This is a genomic window from Microbacterium sp. LB12 (assembly GCF_037150835.1).
Classification (GTDB): domain Bacteria; phylum Actinomycetota; class Actinomycetes; order Actinomycetales; family Microbacteriaceae; genus Microbacterium.
On sequence record NZ_JBBCPF010000001.1, the window covers coordinates 370,067 to 389,050 of the forward strand.

The window sequence follows — 18,984 nt, forward strand, 5'->3', positions numbered from 1 at the left end:
CATCTGTCGTTCGCGAGGAACGACGTGACGGTCCGTCAGTCAGGAGAGACGTCGGTGTCGGCGACCGGCGACGAAGGAAGCACGTCGTCGGCGGCGCCGGAATTCCGCTCACCAGCACGGAGCGGAGAGGAGTCCACGTCGCTGAACCGCGCGTGGGCAGCACTGGATGCTCCGCCGGAACCGGCGGAGGATGATGCGGGAAGCGGGGCACCGGGCGGGCTCCCACTGGGAGGCCCTGAGGGCACACGGGTGGTGTCGTCGCCGGTTGGATCCGAGCCGTTCGCCACGGGTGGTGCGGTCGACGGGGCGGATGCGGTGGCGGCGGACAGCACGCCAGGCGTCGATGCCGCGGCAGCGACTCCTGGGCTTGCGGCCACGGTCGGCAGATCCGGGCGTGCGGCGACGATGCCGGGCTCGGAACCGGGTGCCGGCGTGGTCGGGTCGAGGGCTTCGAGCACCGGCGGCACCGTCTCGTTCGTGACCTGACCGAGGAGGGCCGTCGTGTCGTCGACCACGCCGACGACTCCGTTGACCGCGGAGATGACGCCGAGGTCGCTGACGAGTCCGCCGACCACGGGAATGCTCCCGACGGCGTCGAGGATCGGATCGGTGATGGTCGCGACGGGCGCCTGGGAGAGAGCGTTCGTGATCGGCTCCACGACTGCCGCCGCGGTCTCGGTGACGGCGTGCACGACGGGTGCGGTCACCGGGGCGACGATCGGGGCCTGCGTGACGGGGCGCGTGACCGTCGGGACGACAGCGGGAACCGCCTGCTGCACGGGGGCGACGACCTGGGTCACGACCGGCGCGACGACCTGCGTCACGATCGGGGTCACCGGAGCGGTGACAGCGGTCACCGTGTTGCTGACGAGGGACGTGAGTCCGTCGAGCGGGTTGTCGGGCTGTTCGTCGGCGTGTGCCGACCCGCCGCCGAAGAAAGCGGTGAGCGCTGCCCAGATGAGCACGCCGAAGCCGCCCCAGAGGACGGCGGCTGGGGTGCCGCGTCGGGTGGCCCGAACGTTCACGTCGACCTCCCCCTCCGAAGGCAACGTACGTCGACGCAAGTGCATCGATTGCCGGTGACGATACTCGCGAGTGGCGCTCGTGTCTAGGGGGTTCTCCGCGGGTTTCCGGGGATGTCGGGGTGTGACGCGCCCGGAGAAATCTCGGCTTGACTTTCCCCAGGTTCTACACATCCCGTTCGGACGGGAAGCAACCTTCAAGGCTCGATTTAAACTGTTTCTCATCCACAGGCTGGGGAATCGGAAAAACCCAGTTCAAGGTCCAGAAAAAAGTTTGGTTCCGTGGTCCTCCACGGGGTTATCCACACCCGTTGTGCACAGACACTCCGACTTTGTCCGCACGCTTTCCACATGGTTATCCACAGGGCATGTTGCGTGGGGAAAGCGTCGCTCGTAGCGTGGGCGAGCGACCGAATGTCGGAGGCACCTGTTTCGCTGTTCACGGTGCTGGTACGGCCGCGGACCATGGGTCCGGTCGTCGCATCGCCTCATCAGAACACCGCATCGGAAACGTCGCATCGAAGGGAAGACTGTGTCGATCGCCGACATCTCGGAGGAGCGCCTGGGAGGGCAGCGTCAGCCGGAGCGCACCCCTCCGCACGACCTGCTCGCCGAGCAGAGCGCCCTGGGCGGCATGCTCCTGTCGAAGGACGCCGTCGCCGACGTGATCGAGACGCTCAAGGGCGCCGACTTCTACATCCCGAAGCACGAGCTGATCTTCGAGGCCATCCTCTCGCTGTACTCGCACGGTGAGCCGACCGACGTGGTCGCGGTCACCGACGAGCTCATCAAGACGGGCGAGCTGGGTCGCGCCGGTGGCGCCGACTACCTGCACACGCTCACCTCGATCGTTCCCACTGCCGCGAACGCCGGGTATTACGCGGGCATCGTCTCCGAGCGTGCGATCCTCCGCCGCCTCGTCGACGCCGGCACCCGCATCGTGCAGCTCGGCTACGCGGGTGAAGGCGACGCGACCGACATCGTCAACAGCGCGCAGGCGGAGATCTACTCCATCACCGGTTCCGAGACCGCCGAAGACTACGTGCCGCTGCAGATCGCCGTCGACGCCGCGCTCGAGGAGATCGAGGCGGCCAGCGGTCGCGACGGCTCGATGACCGGTGTGCCCACGGGATTCAAGGAGCTCGACGAGCTCACCAACGGCCTGCACGGCGGGCAGATGATCGTCGTCGCCGCGCGACCCGCGATGGGTAAGTCCACGCTCGCGCTCGACTTCGCACGCGCGGCCTCGATCGGTCACAACCTCCCATCCGTCTTCTTCTCGCTCGAGATGGGCAAGAGCGAGATCGCGATGCGTCTGCTCAGCGCCGAAGGCCAGATCCCGCTGCAGAACATGCGCAAGGGAAACCTCGACCCGCGCGACTGGACCACGGTCGCCGCGACCCGAGGACGCATCAACGATGCTCCGCTCTACATCGACGACAGTCCCAACATGACGCTCGTCGAGATCCGCGCGAAGTGCCGTCGCCTCAAGCAGCGCGAGGGCCTGCGCATGGTCATCATCGACTACCTGCAGCTGATGACGTCGGGCAAGCGCGTCGAGTCGCGTCAGCAGGAGGTCTCGGAGTTCTCACGAAGCCTCAAGCTCATCGCCAAGGAGCTGCAGGTTCCCGTCATCGCCCTGTCGCAACTGAACCGTGGTCCCGAGCAGCGCACCGACAAGAAGCCCGCGATCAGCGACCTGCGTGAGTCCGGCTCGATCGAGCAGGACGCCGACATGGTCATCCTGCTGCACCGCGACTCGGTCTACGACAAGGACGTGCGCCCGGGCGAGGCCGACCTGATCGTGGCGAAGCACCGTAACGGCCCCACCGCGACGATCACCGTCGCGTTCCAGGGCCACTACTCGCGCTTCGCAGACATGGCTCCGGGCGGCGACTTCAACTGACGCGGACCCGCCCGCTCACAGTGGTGCCTGCACGAGGGGCCTGAAGTCGATCGGGTCGAAGTCCTGCTCGTGGATCGAAGGCGATCGAGCCGAACGCATACGCTCACGCAACATCGGATGCCGTGAGGTGGGGGTATGGCTCCTTCCGCTCACTCTCGCCCGTCGTCCGGCCCGCGGATCCTCATCATGGGTCTCGTGGTGTCGGCGGTGCTCGCCGTCACGCTGACGCCGCGCCAGCTCGCCGGCCCCGCCCGTGCGCTCTTCATGGACCTCGCCCACGTCTTCGCGGCGCCTCTGGTCGAACCGATGACCTTCCTCGAACTGGAGAGCACGCTCAACGCCCTGCTCTTCGTGCCGCTCGGAACCGCCGCCGCACTCGCGCTCCGTCGGCGACTCTGGCTGCTCGCGCCCGTGCTCGTGTTCTGCGTGTCCTTCGCCGTCGAGCACCGCCAAGCCGCCATCCCCGGACGAGTTCCCGATGCGCAGGATGTGGTGTGGAACACGATCGGCGGGGTCGTCGGCGCAGTCTTCGTCGGGATCGCCCGCGAGCTCCGAGAGATGAGCCGGCGGCGGTGACTCCCCGTTCCGCGAATGTCAGGGCGTGACCGTGGCCGTGACCCGACGGTTCTGCTGAAGCTCCTCCGGCGTCGATGCGTTCGGCACCACGGGGTCGGCGGAACCGCGCCCCTCGGTCGTCATCCGGGAGGCGTCGATGCCGTTCGCTGCGAGCCACGTCTTCGTTGACTCCGCCCGCGCCAGGCTCAGCACGAAGTTCGCAGCGGCATCCCCGGTCGCATCCGTGTGCCCGGTGATCAGGATCGATCCTGGGGTCGCTGCGAGGAAGTCACGCAACTCCACCAGCGCCGACTGCGCGTCCGTGCCGAGCTGCGCGCTCCCGAAGGCGAAGAGGACATCCGCGCCGAGCGTCGCCTGCACCGAGCCGTCTTCCCTGGCCTGGAAAGACAGGTCCTCGTACGAACCCGGAGTCACGATCCCGGTCGAGAAGGTCGTCTCGGGGCCGGGGCCCGTGCGGGGCTTGTCGATCATGACGACCAGGCCATCCGACGCCTCCAGGAACGCCCGCCAGATCGCCTTCACGCGGTCTCGCTGCGTCGGCGTCAGATCCGGTTGCGGAGGAGCGCCGTAGCCGAGCCCGATCAGCGTGACGGTCGTGCCCGGCGGCATCATCGGCAGGTAGTCGTTCTGCTGCGCGACCTCGACGACGACCGCGCTCGTATCGGAATCGAGGATGCCGGGCGTCGTCAACATCGGGTAGCCGCGGTCGGTGAGCCCGCTGTCGATCACGATGATCGATGCGGCGATGGCACCGTCGGCCACAGCCTGGTCGCGCGCCACCGCCAGCGCCGCCCCCAGGTCATTGCCGTCGGAGTCCGCTGACACGTGCGTGATCGCGTCGATCACGGCAGCGACCACGTCCTCGACATCGTTGCGGGTCGCCTCCGGGTTGACGGTGCTCACGGTGTAGCCCGATACCTGGAACGACACCGCCGGGGTGCCGTCGTTCGCGATCACCGTGATCGGCGCCTCGTCGCGCACCGCCGCCTCGAGCAGCGGTGCGATCTCGACCGGCACCTGCGCCGCGGGCATGTTGGCATGCGCACCCGCGATGAAGATGACCGCATCGGCCGACGCATCCGTGCCGCCGCCGTCGGCAGCCTCGGCGCCCGCGCAACCGGCCAGCAGCAGGACCGAGACCACGACAGCCGCGACCCACGGCATCCGCGCGCTCACAGCGCACCGCCCTCGGCAGGGAGCCACGGATTCGGACCCGAGGCCCACGCGGGCGCCGCGAACGCGATCCGCTGGTTGAGCGGGTGATCCACGTCGCCGGGGGCGCGCCGCAGGTAGGCGCGGATCTGGTTCGCCGCCCGCCGCTCGTAGTGATTCGTGAGCGACGCCACGCGCGCCTGCAGCGCCTCGAACAGCGTCGTCAGGTTGCCCGCGATCTCGGCCTCCCGCAGCTGGCGGGCGGCGAGCTGAGCCGTGGTCGCGCTGCGGCGCGCGACGAGCGGTGCCACGGCGGCGCGTGTCTCCCGGTCGCGACGCTCGGAGCGCTGCTGCGGCGTCAGGTGCGCCTCGCTCTGTGGCACCCGGTCGTAAGCGGCCGGGTCGGTGATCGAAGCGGCTTCGATCTCGACAGCGTCGGCCGCGATCTGGCGGGCGAGCGAGGCGATCACCCGGAGGTGCTCGCGGTGCTCGTCGATCAGCGGGCCCGCGATGCGGACGGCCTCGAGCAGCTCCCACTCGCAGCGGGTCGACAGCTCGGCGGCCAGACCGCGCAGCGACGCGGACGGCTGTGCGTCGCCGATGAGCTCGTGTGCGAGGCTCTTCTGCGCGTCGCGGCGGCCGATGAACCACGCATCACGCATGCGCAGCAGGAACGGATAGGGGATGGGCAGGGACAGCGGCGCGTTCATCGCCGCGTAGTGCGAGGTGTGAGTGCTCACGATGGAGTCCTTTACTTCGAGGTGGGATCGGTGGTGTCGGTCAGGGGGAGGTCGAGACCGCTCGTCGCGGTCGGGGTGCCGAGGCGGGTGGCCACCTCGGTGCGGGCGAGCTCGCGGAGCTCACGGGTAAAGGCATGAAGGCCGCGGATCGCCTCATCACGCTCCGCGGGCAGACGCTCGAGGCGGATCTCGGCCATCGCCTGGTTCTCGTTCAGACGCACCAGGGATCCTTCGAGATCGGCGACCGCGACGTTCGAGGTCGCCAGGCGACGCTCGAGGCTGCGCAGATGCGCCTCCGCCGGCGTCAGCGTGATCTTGTATCCGTCGACCCAGGCGATCACCGCGGTCGCGAGCATCGCCACAGCCAGCACGACGGCGATGCCGATCTCGGCGCCGACCTCGTCCTCGACCGCCGCGCCGCCCTCGTAGCTGACAGAGGAGGAGTTGACGGCGGCCGCCTGGATGCGCAGGAAGAACAGGGCTGCCACCATCGCCGCGGTGGCGACCGCGGCCACGGCGCTGATCGCCTTCTTCTCCTGTGTGAACAGCACTCCGCTGGTGAACGCTGCGCTCACCGCGACCAGGGCGAACGCGGTCGCGCAGATCAGCGACTGCCACGGCTCTCCCCGCAGCAGCCCGTTGAAGGCCGGGACCGCGAGGAAGATGTCCATCGCGCCGGCGAAGACGAGCACGGCGAGAGCCCAGGACCGCGCAGTGGTGCGGGACCGGGACGACGCGGTCGCGCGGGAACGCGACCCGTGTGCGGGGGTGCGGGCGGCCGTGGCCGCCGGGGACGCCGCGGGCTGCGGCTCCTCGATATCGATCGCGTTCATGCGGAGAGCTCCTCGGAGTCGGTCTCGGGGGTGGGGTCGGCGCCGGGCGCTACGACCGGGAAGTCGATCACGGACGGCGCCGTGACCTCGGGAGTGCCGGGGAGGGGCTCGGTGCCGGACGATTCGACCGGAGCCTCCTCGCCGTGGGCGACCGCCCGCACCCGCGATGCGGTCGCCGGACCGGCCGTGGCCGCCTGCGTCAGTTCGCGATCCGGCGCCGCGAAGCCCCAGGACCGCAGGATGCTCGCGCGATCGTCGAGGATCTCGCGGAGCTCGGCGCGGACGTTGGCGAGCTCGCACGACACGATCGTCTTGTCCTGCACGGTCTGCGCGAGGAGTGCGGCAGCGGCATCCGGGTGTCGGGGTTGGAGATGGGCGTGATGCGACCGGGCACGGTGTGGTGCTCGGTCAGCGCGAGCGGGCGGACATCGGTGTCGACCGGCTTGCGGGAGAACGGATTCTTCACGGCGGTTGCGCCTTTCTGGTGGGGTGGGGGCGGCGGATCAGCTCCACTTGATGCCGCAGACGGGGCACTTGATGAAGCGGTTCGGATAGGCGCACTCGGTGCCGCAACCACGGCACACGTACATCGCGCGAGCGAACGGATGAGTCATGTCAATCACCTCCCTCGGCGGGGTCGTGGCGTACTCGCGCACCGCGGAGGATGCGCGAGTACTGGTCGTCGGTCAACAGCCCGCAGTCGAAGTACGCGACGTCGACGGCGTCGAGACTGTTCGGTTCCAGGAGGACCTGGGACGTGCGTGCGGACGCGATGCGACGGCACCGCGGCACGTACGTCCAGGTCGAGAGGATCGAGACGAGCTCGTCGCGACCCAGCTCGCCGCGGTTCGCGAGACGCACGGCATCGAGCGCGACGCCGAACCCCGCGCCCGGCTTCGCCGAGCCCGTCATGCAGCACACGACAGATCCGCCTGGTGCGCGGCCGCATGCACGGCCGACATCGCCGTGGCACGAGCACGTGAGACGGCGGCGACGCGCTCTGCTTCGGCGGCCGCCTCCGCCCGGCGCTCCGCCTCCCAGCGGGCCTGGCAGTAGCGCCGCCACTCCTCGGGGTCACGGTACGTCTCGCTCGTCAGGTGGTAGCCACCGCACGCGGCGCACTTGTAGAAGCTCGCCTCGCGGCGGTTCGAGTGCCCGCTCTGGAACAGCTCGAGGGACGCGACACGGCGGGCGCCCTGGAGGGCATGGGCCGCCTGGTGCGAGTCACGCAGACGCACCTTGCCCGTCGCCGGGCAGAGCGTGCGGGTGTGCCGGTTGATCGTGAGCGCTCCGTTGCGTCGCGAACCCTGATAGCGGGACTTCGTCGTGCGGGCCATGTCGTTCTCCTTCATCGGTGACGCCTTCGTGGGTGACGTGGGGAGAGTCAAGGGCAGCGGCGAGCATGAGTGGACGGGAAGGCCGCAAGAGGGGGGATCTGTCGACAAAAGGCAGGGGGGATTGTCGGCATATGTCAGGAATTGCGCAGGACTGCCACTCGGCTCTTGCTCCGCGTGGATCGGGCCTGCCAGTGTTCGGGCATGAGCGCGGAACGAGCATTCACGTCCGAAGAGAAGCGGCGCTTCCTGGCCGCCTACGGCGATGCCCTCACCAACGCCCCCGACACGATCGAGGTGTTCCTCGAGGTGATCGGTGTGACTCACGCCCAGCTGTCGCTGTGGCAGTGGCAGCTCGACCACGGTGAGCTCGTCGGCGATGGCGAGCAGGATGTCCCCGTGCTCGTCGGCGACGGCAGCATCCTGGCGCTCGGGCGCATGCTGCGCTCCGTCCTGACGCAGGCGAGGCCCAGGGAGCCGATCCGTCCCGACTCCGCCGCGGCGAAGGTCGTCTACGACGACGCCGGCCGGTGGCGCATCGACTACCTCGCGCGGGCGAGATCCGCGCTGAAAGCCGTGTTCGACACGTTCGCGATCGATCCGGGCTCCGTGATCTCGCCGAACAAGCCGACCACACCCGGTCAGGCGGTCGCCGCCGTGCGTGCGTCGTGGGGCATCGACCATCTCCCCCGCATCACGTGGGAGGACGACGTGAACTCGGACTCGGCTGATCGCCGGGTCGATCGGTGGGCCGAGACCATGACCGGCAACCCCATCGCCTATGAGGCCCTGCGCACCTGGTACCGCAGTCGCCCCGACACCGAGGCGGTGCGCCCGGCATCGGCATCAGAGAAGCCCCCGGTGTGGATGTCACGCGCCGACATGTGGCCGCCGTCGGAGGAAGGGCGCTGGGTCCGCGACCTCGCGCGGAAGCGTCTGGGCGACCTGCCGGACCTCGCCGCGGTGATCGGCGAGGACTGCCAGCTCAGCGTCGTGCGGCGGCTCACGGTCGCGAAGGTCGACGCGTACGTGCAGTTGAGCGAGGGCTACGGCGGCATGAAGATCTTCTTCCAGCAGCACGTCGTACGTCCCTGGCAGGGCTACACGATGATGGACCTGCGCACCGCGAAGGAGAAGGCGACGGGCATCGCACCGCGCTTGCGAGACGAGCAGATCGTGGCCGCGGTCGTCTCGATGTGTCTGCACACCGCCATCAACGACTGGGACGCGGCAGCCGCGCAGCAGGCGATCGACCGCATCTACGCTTTGCAGCGCCCCGGCAGCTCGGATCGTCCCGAGATGAACTACCGTGCCAGAGCCGTGGCGATCCGGCAGGCGCAGGCACGGTTCCCGAAGATCCAGGAGCTGCCGAACAAGGAGCGACCGCTGTACGTCGCACAGGCACACCCTCGGGTCTTCGACCTGTTCTGCGCCGCCGAGCTGCTGCAGCTGGCGCCCGGATCCACGTACGCGGTCGCGTATGTGGACACGCGGCGGCGAGTGATGCCCGAGATGGTGAAGGACGACCGGAACCGGATGGTGTCGATCCTGGCCGACCTCACCGCCAACCTCGCCATCGCGCCGCGCCGCGTGCGGGACTCGCTGGATCCGGGCACCGTGGCGGCCATCCGAGGCGGGCTGCGCCGGAACTCGCAGAGCACGGCATTCGGTGCCGCGCTGCAGCGGAACGAGGCGCTCGGGCGGCAGAACATCGACTACGAGGGCGCTGTCGCGAGCGGCGTGCAGGGCCTGAACCGGATCCGTGCCCTGCACCAGAGCGGGAACGCCCGCGACCGGGACATGCTCATCATGGAGGAGCAGCTGGAGCTGAACCTCGCCGGTTCCGCCGTGCAGTGGGTCGAGCAGCTGCTCGCCGGAGAAGAAGGGTGGCAGCGCGCCGCGGTGCCCGACGGACAGTGGGAGCGGTTCAGCAACTTCGCGGTGCATCATGCGACCAACGCCGTCGCGCTCATCGAGATGCTCCTCGCCGACGGCCATCTGGAGGGCAAGCGCTACAACGACGGTTTCCTCGCGGATGCGAACTTCGTCTACACGGCGCATGACATCCTCTACCGCTGCACGGGCGCCGCGGCCGTGGCGGCCCTGACCTTCCCGTTCGGGGAGCCCGACCGCAGCGAGACACTGCTCGCCCAGCTGGAAGAGGTGCACCTCGGGGTCACCACGATCGTGCACCCGATCGCGCAGGGAGGACTCCCGCGACTGATGCACTCGATGCTGCTGCACACGTTCTTGATGGGAGGAGTGCTGCCCGCGCTGCAGTACGAGAACCTGAACCTCTCCCTGTTCGACAAGGACGCGATCACGCGGGTGCTCGACGAGAAGGAGATCGGCGACCCGCGGGCGAGGACCGAGATGACCTACAACCGGATCGCGTTGTTGACGGATTGGCTCATCGGCCGCAACTGGAACGCTGGATGGATCGGCTCCGTCGCGGAGGGGTCTCCGGTGTGGAACACGCTCGAGACACGCAGCGGTGGCCTGTACTCGAAGTGGCGGAAGGACTTCGGCGAGCTGCTGCTGGGTGCGCACGCACCGGACGGCACGAGGCCGTCGTCTGCGAACCACTCGTTCCACGTGAAGGGTCCGATCCCGAAGAACCTCGATACCGAGGATGCGCCCCGTATCTCGAGGTCGGACTGGAACGGCGGGCGGGACGATCATGTCCCGCCCGCGTATCCCACTGCGTCCTAGGCGATCCCGCGGGCGAACGCACGGATGTCGTCCGCGAGCAGCGCCGGTACCTCCATCGCGGGGAAGTGCCCGCCGTCCGGGTACTCGTTCCAGTGGGCGATCGCATTCCACGGGTCCATGGTGCGGCGCACGAGCGGGTGGGCATCGAACACCGCCCACCCGGCGGGGACACCGGGCGCGAAGGCCAGGCTGAGCGATGCGTGCTCGGACTCGTAGTAGAACTGCGCGCTCGATGCGCCGCTGCGGGTGAACCAGTACACGCTGATGCTCGTCAAAAGCTGATCGCGGTCGACGGCCGGTGGGCGATGCCCGCGATCGGTCCGCTGCTTGAACTTCTCCGCGATCCACGCGAGCTGAGCGACCGGGGAGTCGGTGAGCGCCGGACCGATGGTGTCGGGCCGATGGTTCTGCATCGCGAGGTAGCCGTGCTCGGCGGCGGCTTCGGCGTGCGCGAACGCGAGCTGGACGGTCTCCTGATCGGTCAGGTCGTCGGGGGCGGGGAACTTGGTGCCGACCAGGCCGAGCCACGTGCGGTCGCCGCCGAGATGCGTGCCGATGATTCGCTCCGGATAGAGGGCGGCGAGGCGCCCGGTGACACCCGCACCCATGTCGGTCCCGTGCGACAGGAACCTCTCGTAGCCGAGGCGGGTCATGATCTCGGCGTAGGCATCGGTCGTCCGTGCCAACTCCCACCCGGTGCTCGAAAGCGGTGTGGAGAAGCCGAATCCGGGCGGTGTCACGACCACGACATGGAAGTCGGCCGTGAGAAGCGGGATGAGGTGCTGATACTCGACGAAGGAGCCCGGCCAGCCGTGGTTGAGCAGCAGCGGCATGGCATCCGGATTCTCCGACGGCACGTGCAGCAGGTGGAACGTCTGGCCGTCGACGATCGTCGTGAACTGCGGGAGCTGGTTGAGCTTCGCCTCCTGCGCGCGCCAGTCGAATCCGTCGCGCCAGTGGGCGGCCAGCTGCTGCAGGGAGCGCAACGGGATGCCGCGGCCGAAGTCGGTCGGATCATCGAGGCCCGGCACCGGGATCGGCCAGCGGGTGCGGTCGAGGCGGTCGTGCAGGTCGTCGAGGTCGGCCTGAGGGACGTCGATGCGGAAGGGGGTGAGTGTCGTGTTCTCTGTCATGGGTCCCACGCTCCCAACCAATGCGGAAGATGAGCTTCCGCGTTTGCTGGAATGATCGGTGGATGCTGGACACCTCGGCCCGACTGCTCGAACTGCTCTCGCTGCTGCAGCTCAAGCGCGAGTGGACCGGTGCCGAGCTCTCCGACCGGCTCGGGGTCAGCACCCGCACCATCCGTGCGGACATCGGCAGGCTGCGGTCGCTCGGCTACCCGGTCGATGCGCGCCCCGGCGTCGCGGGAGGGTACCGGCTCGCCGCGGGCACGGCGATGCCGCCCTTGCTGCTCGACGATGACGAGGCCGTCGCGGTCGCGGTGGGGCTGAGCGCCGTCGCGACCTGGCGGCTCGGCATCGAGGAGACGTCTCCGCTCACCGCGCTCGCCAAGCTGGAACAGGTGATGCCCGCGCGACTCCGACGCCGGGTCGACGCGATCCGCGCGGCGACGAGCGTGGTCCCCGGCGGAGAGCCGCCGGTCGACCTCGCGGCGCTCAACACCGTCGCCTCCGCGGTCCGCGAGCGCGAACGGCTCCGCTTCGAGTACACGACGCACGGCGGTGGCACGGATGCGCGTCATGTGGAACCCCAGCGGCTGGTGAGCTGGGGACCGCTCTGGTACCTGCTGGCGTGGGACCTGGATCGCGATGACTGGCGCATCTTCCGCGTCGACCGCATCGTGCCGCGCGGCCCCACGGGTGTGCGATTCCGACCGCGCGCGATCCCGGAGGACCAGGTCGTCGAGTACGTCGTGAGCCGCATCATCGCGTCCGCCGCCGGTCACTCCGACCAACCGTCTCCGGGTGTCCGACCAGTCTGACAGGATGGCGCTATCAGCGTTCGAGATCAGTGGGGACCGTGAATGGGTGACGAGATCGTGGAGCAGGCGCGCTCCGAAGCCGATGAGATCGTGAGTGGGGGAGATGTCCCCACGACGGCGCTGGTCGAGTTCGAGGACGGCTTGGCGGTGCTCTTCGGCGACCGCGTCCCCGAGGGGATCGACCTCATTCCGTTCGCCTTCCTCGATCCGGTGACGCGCACGGCGGTGTCGACGGCAGCCGGAACGGCAGTCGGTCTCGGGAACATGGCCGCGCAGGGCGTGAACGCGGCGATGCAGGCGCAGGGGTTGGTGCGCCTCGCCCCGCAGACCCTCGCGGCACTGAAGACCGCGGCGCCGATCGTCAAGGACGGCTGGAATCTCGGCACTCTGGCTGCCGGCGGCAAGTTCGCCGCGCAGGTGCGGTGGCTGCCCGCCACCGCGGCGACGACGGCATCCGTTGTGGCCGCGATGGGCCCGGCCGTCGCGCTGATGGTGATCCAGGTGCAACTGAACCAGATCGCGCGCGTCGCCGAGCACAACCTCGAGCTGACGTCGAAGGTGCTGCAGGTCGTGCGGCAGGATCAGTGGTCCAGCGTCTCCGGATACCACAACACGCTCCTGCGAGAGCTCGGCCATGCCCGCAAGATCGGCGTGGTGACCGACGCGATCTTCGGCGAGGTGCGCGGCTACCAGGGCGAGCTTTCGGCCCAGTGGGACATCTTCGAGAAGGCTGTCCGTCAGCACGTCGTCGAACTCCACGGCAAGGTCGGGCACAAGGAGCGTCAGCAGTACCTGACCGACAACGGGCAGGCGATCATCGCCGATGTGCAGGCCCTGCTGCTCGCGCAGACCTCGTGGTTCGTCTATCAGGCGCTGCGGGCGGGACATCTGCTCGCGAGCGCGGCGTCCGACCAACAGGACGCAGAGTTGTTGAAGACCCTGGTCGCGAACGCGCAGACGCTTCACGAGCAGACCTTGACCGATACTGACTGGCTGTTGGATCAACTCGCGCGCGAGTTCGCGATCATCGACGAGCTGCCGGGAAAACGCACCTTCAAGATCGGCGGTACGGCGCGTGCGGCGAAGGACGCGACCCAGATGGTCCGTCAGCTGCGGGCCGTACTGGCGGAGATTCGCGGGCACGAGGCGCCGAGCGAGCCGGAGCCGCTGAGAGTGCCGGCGATCGCGGTGTTCGAGAAGGATGTGCCCGACGAACTGATGCGGATCCTGCCCCTGCGGCTGGAATCGGGGGAGCAGGTGCTCGCCCTCGCCGATGCCTCGTGCGATCGCTGGAACGTGCCGATGCTCGGTGCGGGGTGGGTGGCGGTCACCGATCGCCGCATCCTGGTCACCAAGCAGGACTCCCTCCGCCGGGTGGGCGCTATCGACATCGAGCTCGATGTCGACGACATCCGGTATGTGCGTATGCCGGACCGCATCGACAAGCCGCTCGTCGTCGACGTGGTGACCCGCACCGCCGACCTGACCCTGCAGTTCCCCGGGTGGTCGAAGAGCGGTGAGGCACGCACAGAGGCGGAGCGGATGGGCGAACTCGTCGCGAGCTTCATGCACTTGCCGGGGGCTGAGGTCCCGGCCCGACCAGCCGTCCTCGACACAGGCGAGTCGAGGGGAGCCCTGACGGACGGGGCCGCGCAGAGCCGTCGCTGAGGGTCAGGGGATCGGCACGGCGCGGTCGGCGCCGAGCCGCTTCATCACCATGGTGGAGGTGAGTCGCTGCACGCCGGGAAGGGTGCCGAGCGTGTTGTCGTAGAGCTCCTGGTAGGCGCCCATGTCGCGGGTCAGGATGCGCAGCATGTAGTCGGGGTCGCCGAACAGACGCTGCGCCTCGACCACGGCGGGGATCGCCACCACGGCTTCTTCGAACGCCACGATGGTGTCCTTGTCGGTGCGTCCGATCGTCGCGAACACGATGGCCTCGAACGTGAGACCGACCGCGGCGGGAGCGACCACCGCCCGGTACCGTTCGATCGCCCCGGACTGCTCCAGTTCCTTGAGCCGACGATGGCATGCGGAGAGGCTGAGCCCGACGTGCGAGGCGAGACTCGTGGCACTCATCCGCCCGTCTTCCTGCAGCAGCGAGAGGATCTCCCGGTCAAGTGCGTCCATGGCGACAATTCTTGCAGGCATAACGGGTGCGCGGGCGGAGGATCGAAGCACCTTTCGCGCGAATCTTCGTAGCCTCTTCCTTGATAGAGGAGGACCGATGGACATCGCCCTGGTCATGCAGTTCTGGGTCGTCGCCGCCATGCTCGCGATGACACCCGGTGCGGACTGGGCGTACGCGATCTCCGCCGGCCTGCGCGCCCGATCGATCGCTCCGTCGATCCTCGGGATGCTCGCCGGGTACACGGTCGTGATCGTCGCGGTGGCGCTGGGGCTCGGCGCCCTCGTCACGGCATACCCGGTGACGCTCACGACCCTGACCGTGGTCGGTGCGCTGTACCTGATCTCCCTCGGCGCGACGACGCTCGGCAGTCGTCCCGCACCCATCGCCGAGAGCGGTGAGCCGATCGCGACCGGCGGATGGTCGCAGTTCCTGCGCGGATCGGGCGTGAGCGGGATCAACCCCAAGGGTCTGCTGCTCCTGCTGGCCCTGCTGCCGCAGTTCACGAGCCCGGACGGATGGCCGTCGACCACGCAGATGCTGGCGCTCGGCGGTCTGCACCTGTTCAACATCGCCGTCGTCTACACGGCTGTGGGGCTGCTTGCCCGGCGACTGCTGCGCAGTCGGCCCCGCGCCGGTGTCGTGGTGACCCGGATCGCCGGCATCGCGATGACCGTGATCGGCTGTGCGATCCTCGGGGAGCAGCTGCTCGAGTGGCTGCTCTGACCGCCTGGTCGTTTTCTCCGGCCGTCGACCACCGCTTGCGTGCCCTTACCCGGGTAGCGTCGAAGGTCGGATGACGATCGGCGGGCGAGAGGACGGGTGACTTCGATGGTGCGCACGACCACCGCGCTGCAACTGCTGCTGCCGGCCTTCCTGCTCGGGGCGATCGTCGCGATCTCGTTCCTCGAGGCGCCGCTGAAGTTCCTCGCGCCCGGCGTCACGATCCCGATCGGTCTCGGCATCGGGCGGCTGGTGTTCACGGCGCTGAACGTGCTCGCCGGCGTCGTGCTGATCGTGCTCACGATCGTGACCATCCGTGCCAGGGCGGGACGCGTGTCGTTCGGTCTCCTCGGCGCGATCTGGGTCGTCTACCTGGTCGAGGTCGCCGTCATCCGCCCTGTGCTGAATCAGCGCAGCGACCTGGTGATCGCCGGGCTCGAAGCACCGGGCACGAACTGGGCGCACTTTGCCTACATCGCTGCGGACCTGGCCCTCGTGGGTCTCCTCGTGGCGCTGATGATGGTCACGGCGCGGTCGGTGTTCCCCGTGCCCGGCGGTTCCGCACAGCCCTAGCCCACACGCAACTGCGCAAGACAGCACATTCTTCTGAGGAATCGGCGGGATACGTGCGAAGAACGCGCCGTTCTGCGAAGTTCCTGCAGCAGTCAGGGGCGCACGCGCACCGTGCGCCCCTCGAACGACACCAGGTCGCCGTCGTGGAGCTGTCGGCCGCGGCGGCGGTCCACCTCGCCGTTGACCGTCACGTAGCCGTCGATGATGACCTCTTTGGCGTCGCCGCCCGAGTCGAGGAGGCCGGCGAACTTGAGGAACTGTCCGAGGCGGATCACCTCACCGCCGATGGAGATGTCGTCGATCGGGTCGGTGTTCGTCATCCTTGAATGCTATCCGCCGCTCTGCATCCGCGCTCAGCGGTCGGTGTCGGTGCCGACGACCGCGAAGTCGGCACTGAAGTCGATGTCGATCGAACGGCGGTCCGACGTCAGGACCGAGGCGTCGTAGGGGCTCGCGTCATCGCCGTCCACGTCGAGGTCGGTGATCATGCCGTCGGCCTCGGCGAGAGCTGCGGCGACCAGAGCGCGGATCGTCGCATCGTCGAGGGTCAGCGTCGGCGCGGTGTCGTCACCGTCGGTCGTGTCGGTCTTGATGACGGACGCCTGGAGGTCCTTGTCGACGCGGACCTCGGTCTCCTCGCCAGAAGCGGTCGTCAGCTCCACCTCCCAGGTGTCGTCGCGCTTGGCGTCGATCGAGGTGACCTCGCCGTCGGCGACCCCGCGCGCGGCCTCCGCGATCCGGATCAGCTCGTCGGCCGATGCCGTGCCGATGCCGGTGACCGGGCCTCGTGCGTCCGAGGTGTCATCGTCTCGCTCACGATCGCCCCTGTCTCCGTGGTCACCCTGGTCGCCACGCTGACCGTGGTCGTCCGCGCCGTCGTGGCGGGGACCGCCGGACATCGGGGGCCGGTCGTCGTCGCCGAACTCATCGCCGATGGCCGCACCGACCGCGACGCCGCCGCCGGCGAGCACCACGGCCGCCGCGATGCCACCGCCGATGAGGAGCGCCCGCTTTCGTCCGGGCTTCGGCGCGGCAGGGGTCGGGACGGCATCCGGGGCTGCGGCATCCGGAGTCGGCTCCACCGGAACGGTGGGTGCGTCGGGGGCGGACTCGGGGTTCTGGTCGGGAGCAGGTGTCTTGTCGTCCATGTCCCGATGGTCTCCCGAGGGTGCTGAAGCCACCCTGAAGCGTCCTGAAGACGCCTTCAGGAACCGTCCGTTCAGGCACTGAGGGGGAGGGTGAGGACGAAGCGCGCGCCACCCCAGCGCGAGTCGTCGACCACGAGCGTCCCCCGAGCCGAGGAGGCGATGCCGCGGGCGATCGCGAGGCCCAGGCCACTGCCGCCGGCGTCGCGGCTACGGGCTTCGTCGAGCCGCACGAAGCGCTCGAACACCCGCTCCCGCTCCTCGACCGGAACGCCCGCGCCATCATCCTCGACCGTGACGAACACGTACCCCTCTGCCGGTGTCACGCCGATCGCGATGCGGCCGCGGGCATGCCGGGCGGCGTTGTCGGCGAGGTTGCGCATCAGCTGACCGAGCAGCCGCGGGTCGCCGTCGACGCGGGCGGCATGGATACCGCTGCCGTCGACCTCGAACCCGGCAGCCCGCAACCGGCTCACCTCGGCGAGGGCGGCGTCGTCGAGGTCCACCGGCGCGTCGTGAGTGCTCGCCCCCTCGTCGAGGCGGGCCAGGAGCAGCAGCGACTCGACGATGCCCTGCAGGCGCAGCCCCTCCTCCGACACGACCTCGGCGAGCTCGCCGATGCTCGTCACGTCGGGGTGGGCCTGGGCGAGCTCGGCATGCTGGCGGATGGTCGCGAGCGGGGACCGCAGCTCGTGCGACGCATCCGAGACGAACCGGCGCTGCGCGGTCGCCGCGGCATCGAGCCGGTCGAGCATCCCGTTCATGGTCGTCGCAAGCGCGGCGATCTCATCCGCGGTCTGCGGCACCGGTACGCGCTGGTGGAGGCGTTCGGCCGTGATGCCGTCGACCTCCTCGCGGATGCGCTCGACCGGACGCAGCGCCCGCCCCACGACGAGCCACGTGGTCACCGCGACCAGCAGCAGGAGCAGCGGGACGGCGATGGCCAGCAGCGTCGCGACCGTGGCGAGCGTCTCGGCGTCGTCGTCCATCGAGACCGCGAGCACGAGCGTCCGGTCGCCGCCGATGTCCTCCGACACGACGAGGTAGGTCTCGCCATCGATGGTGGTGGTCTGCGCGTCGTCGTCGATCGGGAGGGAGGTGGACCCGAGCTTCTCGCGGGCATCCTCGCTCGCGGCGCGGACGGATCTGTCGGGGCCGATGATCTGTAGGATCTCGTCGTCCAGCGCGTCCACGCCACGGCTGCCAGGACCGCCGGTGCGCTCGGACAGCTCTTCCAGGCGCTGCTCCGCCGCCCGCTCCGTGGCGCTGTGGATGCTCGCGCTCAGCACGCCGTAGAACGAGAAGGCGCCGACGAGCAGCGCCACCGCGACCACAGCCGTCGCGCCGAGGGTCGTGCGGCCGCGCACCGAGCGCCAGTTGCGCCTAGCCACCGTTCGCCGCCAGTCGGTAGCCCGCGCCGCGGACCGTCTCGATCGCCTCGCGTCCGAACGGCTTGTCGACCTTGCGGCGCAGGTGCCCCACGTACACCTCGACGATGTTCGGGTCGCCGTCGAAGTCGTCGTCCCACACGCCCTCGATGAGCGTGCGCTTGGACAGCACCTGCCCGCGGTGGCGCATCAGGTATTCGAGCACCGAGAACTCCCGGGCGGTCAGCGTCACCGGCGTCTCGCCGCGCCAGACGCGGTGCGCGGCGGGGTCGAGCCGCAGATCTCCCGCCTCGAGGACGGTGGGGCGGGCGACGCCACCGCGCCGCACGAGGGCGCGGAGCCGGGCGACGAGGATAGCGAACGAGAACGGTTTGGTGACGTAGTCGTCGGCCCCGCTCTCGAGCGCCTCGACCTGATCCCACTCGCCGTCCTTCGCGGTGAGCATCAGCACCGGCGTCCAGTTCTCCTCTGCGCGCAGCGCCTCGCACACCTTCCATCCGCTCATGCCCGGCATCATCAGGTCGAGCACGATCGCGTCGTACCGGTTCTCCCGTGCACGCCACAGTCCGTCGACGCCGTTGTGCGCGACGTCGACCGCGAACCCCTCGGCCTCGAGGCCGCGGCGCACGCCGTCCGCCAGGCGCACCTCGTCGTCCACCACCAGGATCCGCATGCGTCCAGTGTGGCCGGTCGCTGCTGAATCCGGGCTGAAGCGGGGTGTCGCGAATCTCGCAGAACGGCACGAACTTCGCAGGAATCTCCGCGATCCGTGCGAAGAACCTGTTGTTCTGCGACGTCTCTGCGGTGTGG

General features: G+C 69.1%; 20 protein-coding genes. 7 read left to right on the forward strand and 13 right to left on the reverse strand.

Features of this window, described 5'->3' with window-relative positions:
• Nucleotides 1-35: 35 nt before the first annotated feature.
• Nucleotides 36-1,025 (reverse strand): hypothetical protein, encoded by a 990-nt coding sequence (locus WFM69_RS01785; protein ID WP_337001043.1) that lies wholly within the window; start codon nucleotides 1,023-1,025, stop codon nucleotides 36-38.
• A 529-nt stretch (nucleotides 1,026-1,554) separates the two neighbouring features.
• On the opposite strand from WFM69_RS01785, the gene dnaB reads away from it, so the two are divergent.
• On the forward strand, nucleotides 1,555-2,928 hold the full coding sequence (dnaB, locus tag WFM69_RS01790) for a replicative DNA helicase (protein ID WP_337001045.1): 1,374 nt from the start codon (nucleotides 1,555-1,557) through the stop codon (nucleotides 2,926-2,928).
• Between the two features lie 135 nt (nucleotides 2,929-3,063).
• Complete coding sequence (locus tag WFM69_RS01795; RefSeq protein WP_337001047.1) at nucleotides 3,064-3,504, forward strand: VanZ family protein; 441 nt, start codon at nucleotides 3,064-3,066, stop codon at nucleotides 3,502-3,504.
• Between the two features lie 18 nt (nucleotides 3,505-3,522).
• Here WFM69_RS01795 and WFM69_RS01800 read toward each other — a convergent pair whose 3' ends face one another.
• The 6 genes from WFM69_RS01800 to WFM69_RS01825 all read right to left on the reverse strand — a co-directional run bounded on the left by WFM69_RS01800 (nucleotide 3,523) and on the right by WFM69_RS01825 (nucleotide 7,581).
• Complete coding sequence (locus WFM69_RS01800; protein WP_337001049.1) at nucleotides 3,523-4,680, reverse strand: OmpA family protein; 1,158 nt, start codon at nucleotides 4,678-4,680, stop codon at nucleotides 3,523-3,525.
• On the reverse strand, nucleotides 4,677-5,396 hold the full coding sequence (locus WFM69_RS01805) for a hypothetical protein (RefSeq protein WP_337001051.1): 720 nt from the start codon (nucleotides 5,394-5,396) through the stop codon (nucleotides 4,677-4,679). Before WFM69_RS01805 ends, WFM69_RS01800 begins: the two co-directional genes overlap by 4 nt.
• 11 nt (nucleotides 5,397-5,407) lie before the next feature.
• On the reverse strand, nucleotides 5,408-6,229 hold the full coding sequence (locus WFM69_RS01810) for a hypothetical protein (protein WP_337001053.1): 822 nt from the start codon (nucleotides 6,227-6,229) through the stop codon (nucleotides 5,408-5,410).
• Nucleotides 6,226-6,552 carry a hypothetical protein gene (locus WFM69_RS01815; RefSeq protein WP_337001055.1) on the reverse strand — a complete coding sequence of 109 codons (327 nt, stop codon included), beginning with the start codon at nucleotides 6,550-6,552 and terminating at the stop codon, nucleotides 6,226-6,228. Before WFM69_RS01815 ends, WFM69_RS01810 begins: the two co-directional genes overlap by 4 nt.
• Nucleotides 6,553-6,844: 292 nt before the next feature.
• Nucleotides 6,845-7,141: a hypothetical protein gene (locus WFM69_RS01820; RefSeq protein ID WP_337001057.1), complete on the reverse strand. Its 297-nt coding sequence runs from the start codon at nucleotides 7,139-7,141 to the stop codon at nucleotides 6,845-6,847.
• Nucleotides 7,138-7,581, reverse strand: a complete 444-nt coding sequence (locus WFM69_RS01825) for a hypothetical protein (RefSeq protein WP_337001059.1) — start codon at nucleotides 7,579-7,581, stop codon at nucleotides 7,138-7,140. Before WFM69_RS01825 ends, WFM69_RS01820 begins: the two co-directional genes overlap by 4 nt.
• A 186-nt stretch (nucleotides 7,582-7,767) precedes the next feature.
• Here WFM69_RS01825 and WFM69_RS01830 point away from each other — a divergent pair, with 186 nt between their 5' ends.
• Nucleotides 7,768-10,275: a hypothetical protein gene (locus WFM69_RS01830; protein WP_337001061.1), complete on the forward strand. Its 2,508-nt coding sequence runs from the start codon at nucleotides 7,768-7,770 to the stop codon at nucleotides 10,273-10,275.
• Here the strand turns inward: WFM69_RS01830 and WFM69_RS01835 are convergent.
• Nucleotides 10,272-11,408, reverse strand: coding sequence for an epoxide hydrolase family protein (locus WFM69_RS01835; RefSeq protein WP_337001063.1), 1,137 nt, complete (start codon nucleotides 11,406-11,408; stop codon nucleotides 10,272-10,274). The genes WFM69_RS01830 and WFM69_RS01835 overlap by 4 nt on opposite strands.
• Nucleotides 11,409-11,470: 62 nt before the next feature.
• Between WFM69_RS01835 and WFM69_RS01840 the strand changes: the two genes are divergently transcribed.
• The gene (locus WFM69_RS01840) at nucleotides 11,471-12,220 is read left to right on the forward strand and encodes a helix-turn-helix transcriptional regulator (RefSeq protein WP_337001065.1); all 750 of its coding nucleotides are present in this window, start codon (nucleotides 11,471-11,473) and stop codon (nucleotides 12,218-12,220) included.
• 42 nt (nucleotides 12,221-12,262) lie between these two features.
• Nucleotides 12,263-13,888: a hypothetical protein gene (locus tag WFM69_RS01845; protein WP_337001067.1), complete on the forward strand. Its 1,626-nt coding sequence runs from the start codon at nucleotides 12,263-12,265 to the stop codon at nucleotides 13,886-13,888.
• 3 nt (nucleotides 13,889-13,891) lie between these two features.
• Here the strand turns inward: WFM69_RS01845 and WFM69_RS01850 are convergent, their stop codons facing one another.
• Entirely contained in the window at nucleotides 13,892-14,347 is a 456-nt protein-coding gene (locus WFM69_RS01850; RefSeq protein ID WP_337001069.1) for an Lrp/AsnC family transcriptional regulator, read from the reverse strand.
• Between the two features lie 97 nt (nucleotides 14,348-14,444).
• Between WFM69_RS01850 and WFM69_RS01855 the strand changes: the two genes are divergently transcribed.
• Nucleotides 14,445-15,071: a LysE family translocator gene (locus tag WFM69_RS01855; protein ID WP_337001071.1), complete on the forward strand. Its 627-nt coding sequence runs from the start codon at nucleotides 14,445-14,447 to the stop codon at nucleotides 15,069-15,071.
• Between the two features lie 105 nt (nucleotides 15,072-15,176).
• On the forward strand, nucleotides 15,177-15,641 hold the full coding sequence (locus WFM69_RS01860; protein WP_337001073.1) for a hypothetical protein: 465 nt from the start codon (nucleotides 15,177-15,179) through the stop codon (nucleotides 15,639-15,641).
• Nucleotides 15,642-15,733: 92 nt separating this feature from the next.
• Here the strand turns inward: WFM69_RS01860 and WFM69_RS01865 are convergent, their stop codons facing one another.
• The 4 genes from WFM69_RS01865 to WFM69_RS01880 form a co-directional block, all read right to left on the reverse strand.
• The gene (locus tag WFM69_RS01865) at nucleotides 15,734-15,961 is read right to left on the reverse strand and encodes an RNA-binding S4 domain-containing protein (protein WP_124896710.1); all 228 of its coding nucleotides are present in this window, start codon (nucleotides 15,959-15,961) and stop codon (nucleotides 15,734-15,736) included.
• Between the two features lie 33 nt (nucleotides 15,962-15,994).
• Nucleotides 15,995-16,789: a PepSY domain-containing protein gene (locus tag WFM69_RS01870; protein ID WP_337001077.1), complete on the reverse strand. Its 795-nt coding sequence runs from the start codon at nucleotides 16,787-16,789 to the stop codon at nucleotides 15,995-15,997.
• Nucleotides 16,790-16,860: 71 nt separating this feature from the next.
• Nucleotides 16,861-18,177 carry a sensor histidine kinase gene (locus WFM69_RS01875; protein WP_337001079.1) on the reverse strand — a complete coding sequence of 439 codons (1,317 nt, stop codon included), beginning with the start codon at nucleotides 18,175-18,177 and terminating at the stop codon, nucleotides 16,861-16,863.
• Nucleotides 18,170-18,847 (reverse strand): response regulator transcription factor, encoded by a 678-nt coding sequence (locus tag WFM69_RS01880; protein WP_337001080.1) that lies wholly within the window; start codon nucleotides 18,845-18,847, stop codon nucleotides 18,170-18,172. The genes WFM69_RS01875 and WFM69_RS01880 overlap by 8 nt, the downstream gene beginning before the upstream one ends.
• Between the last annotated feature and the right edge of the window lie 137 nt (nucleotides 18,848-18,984).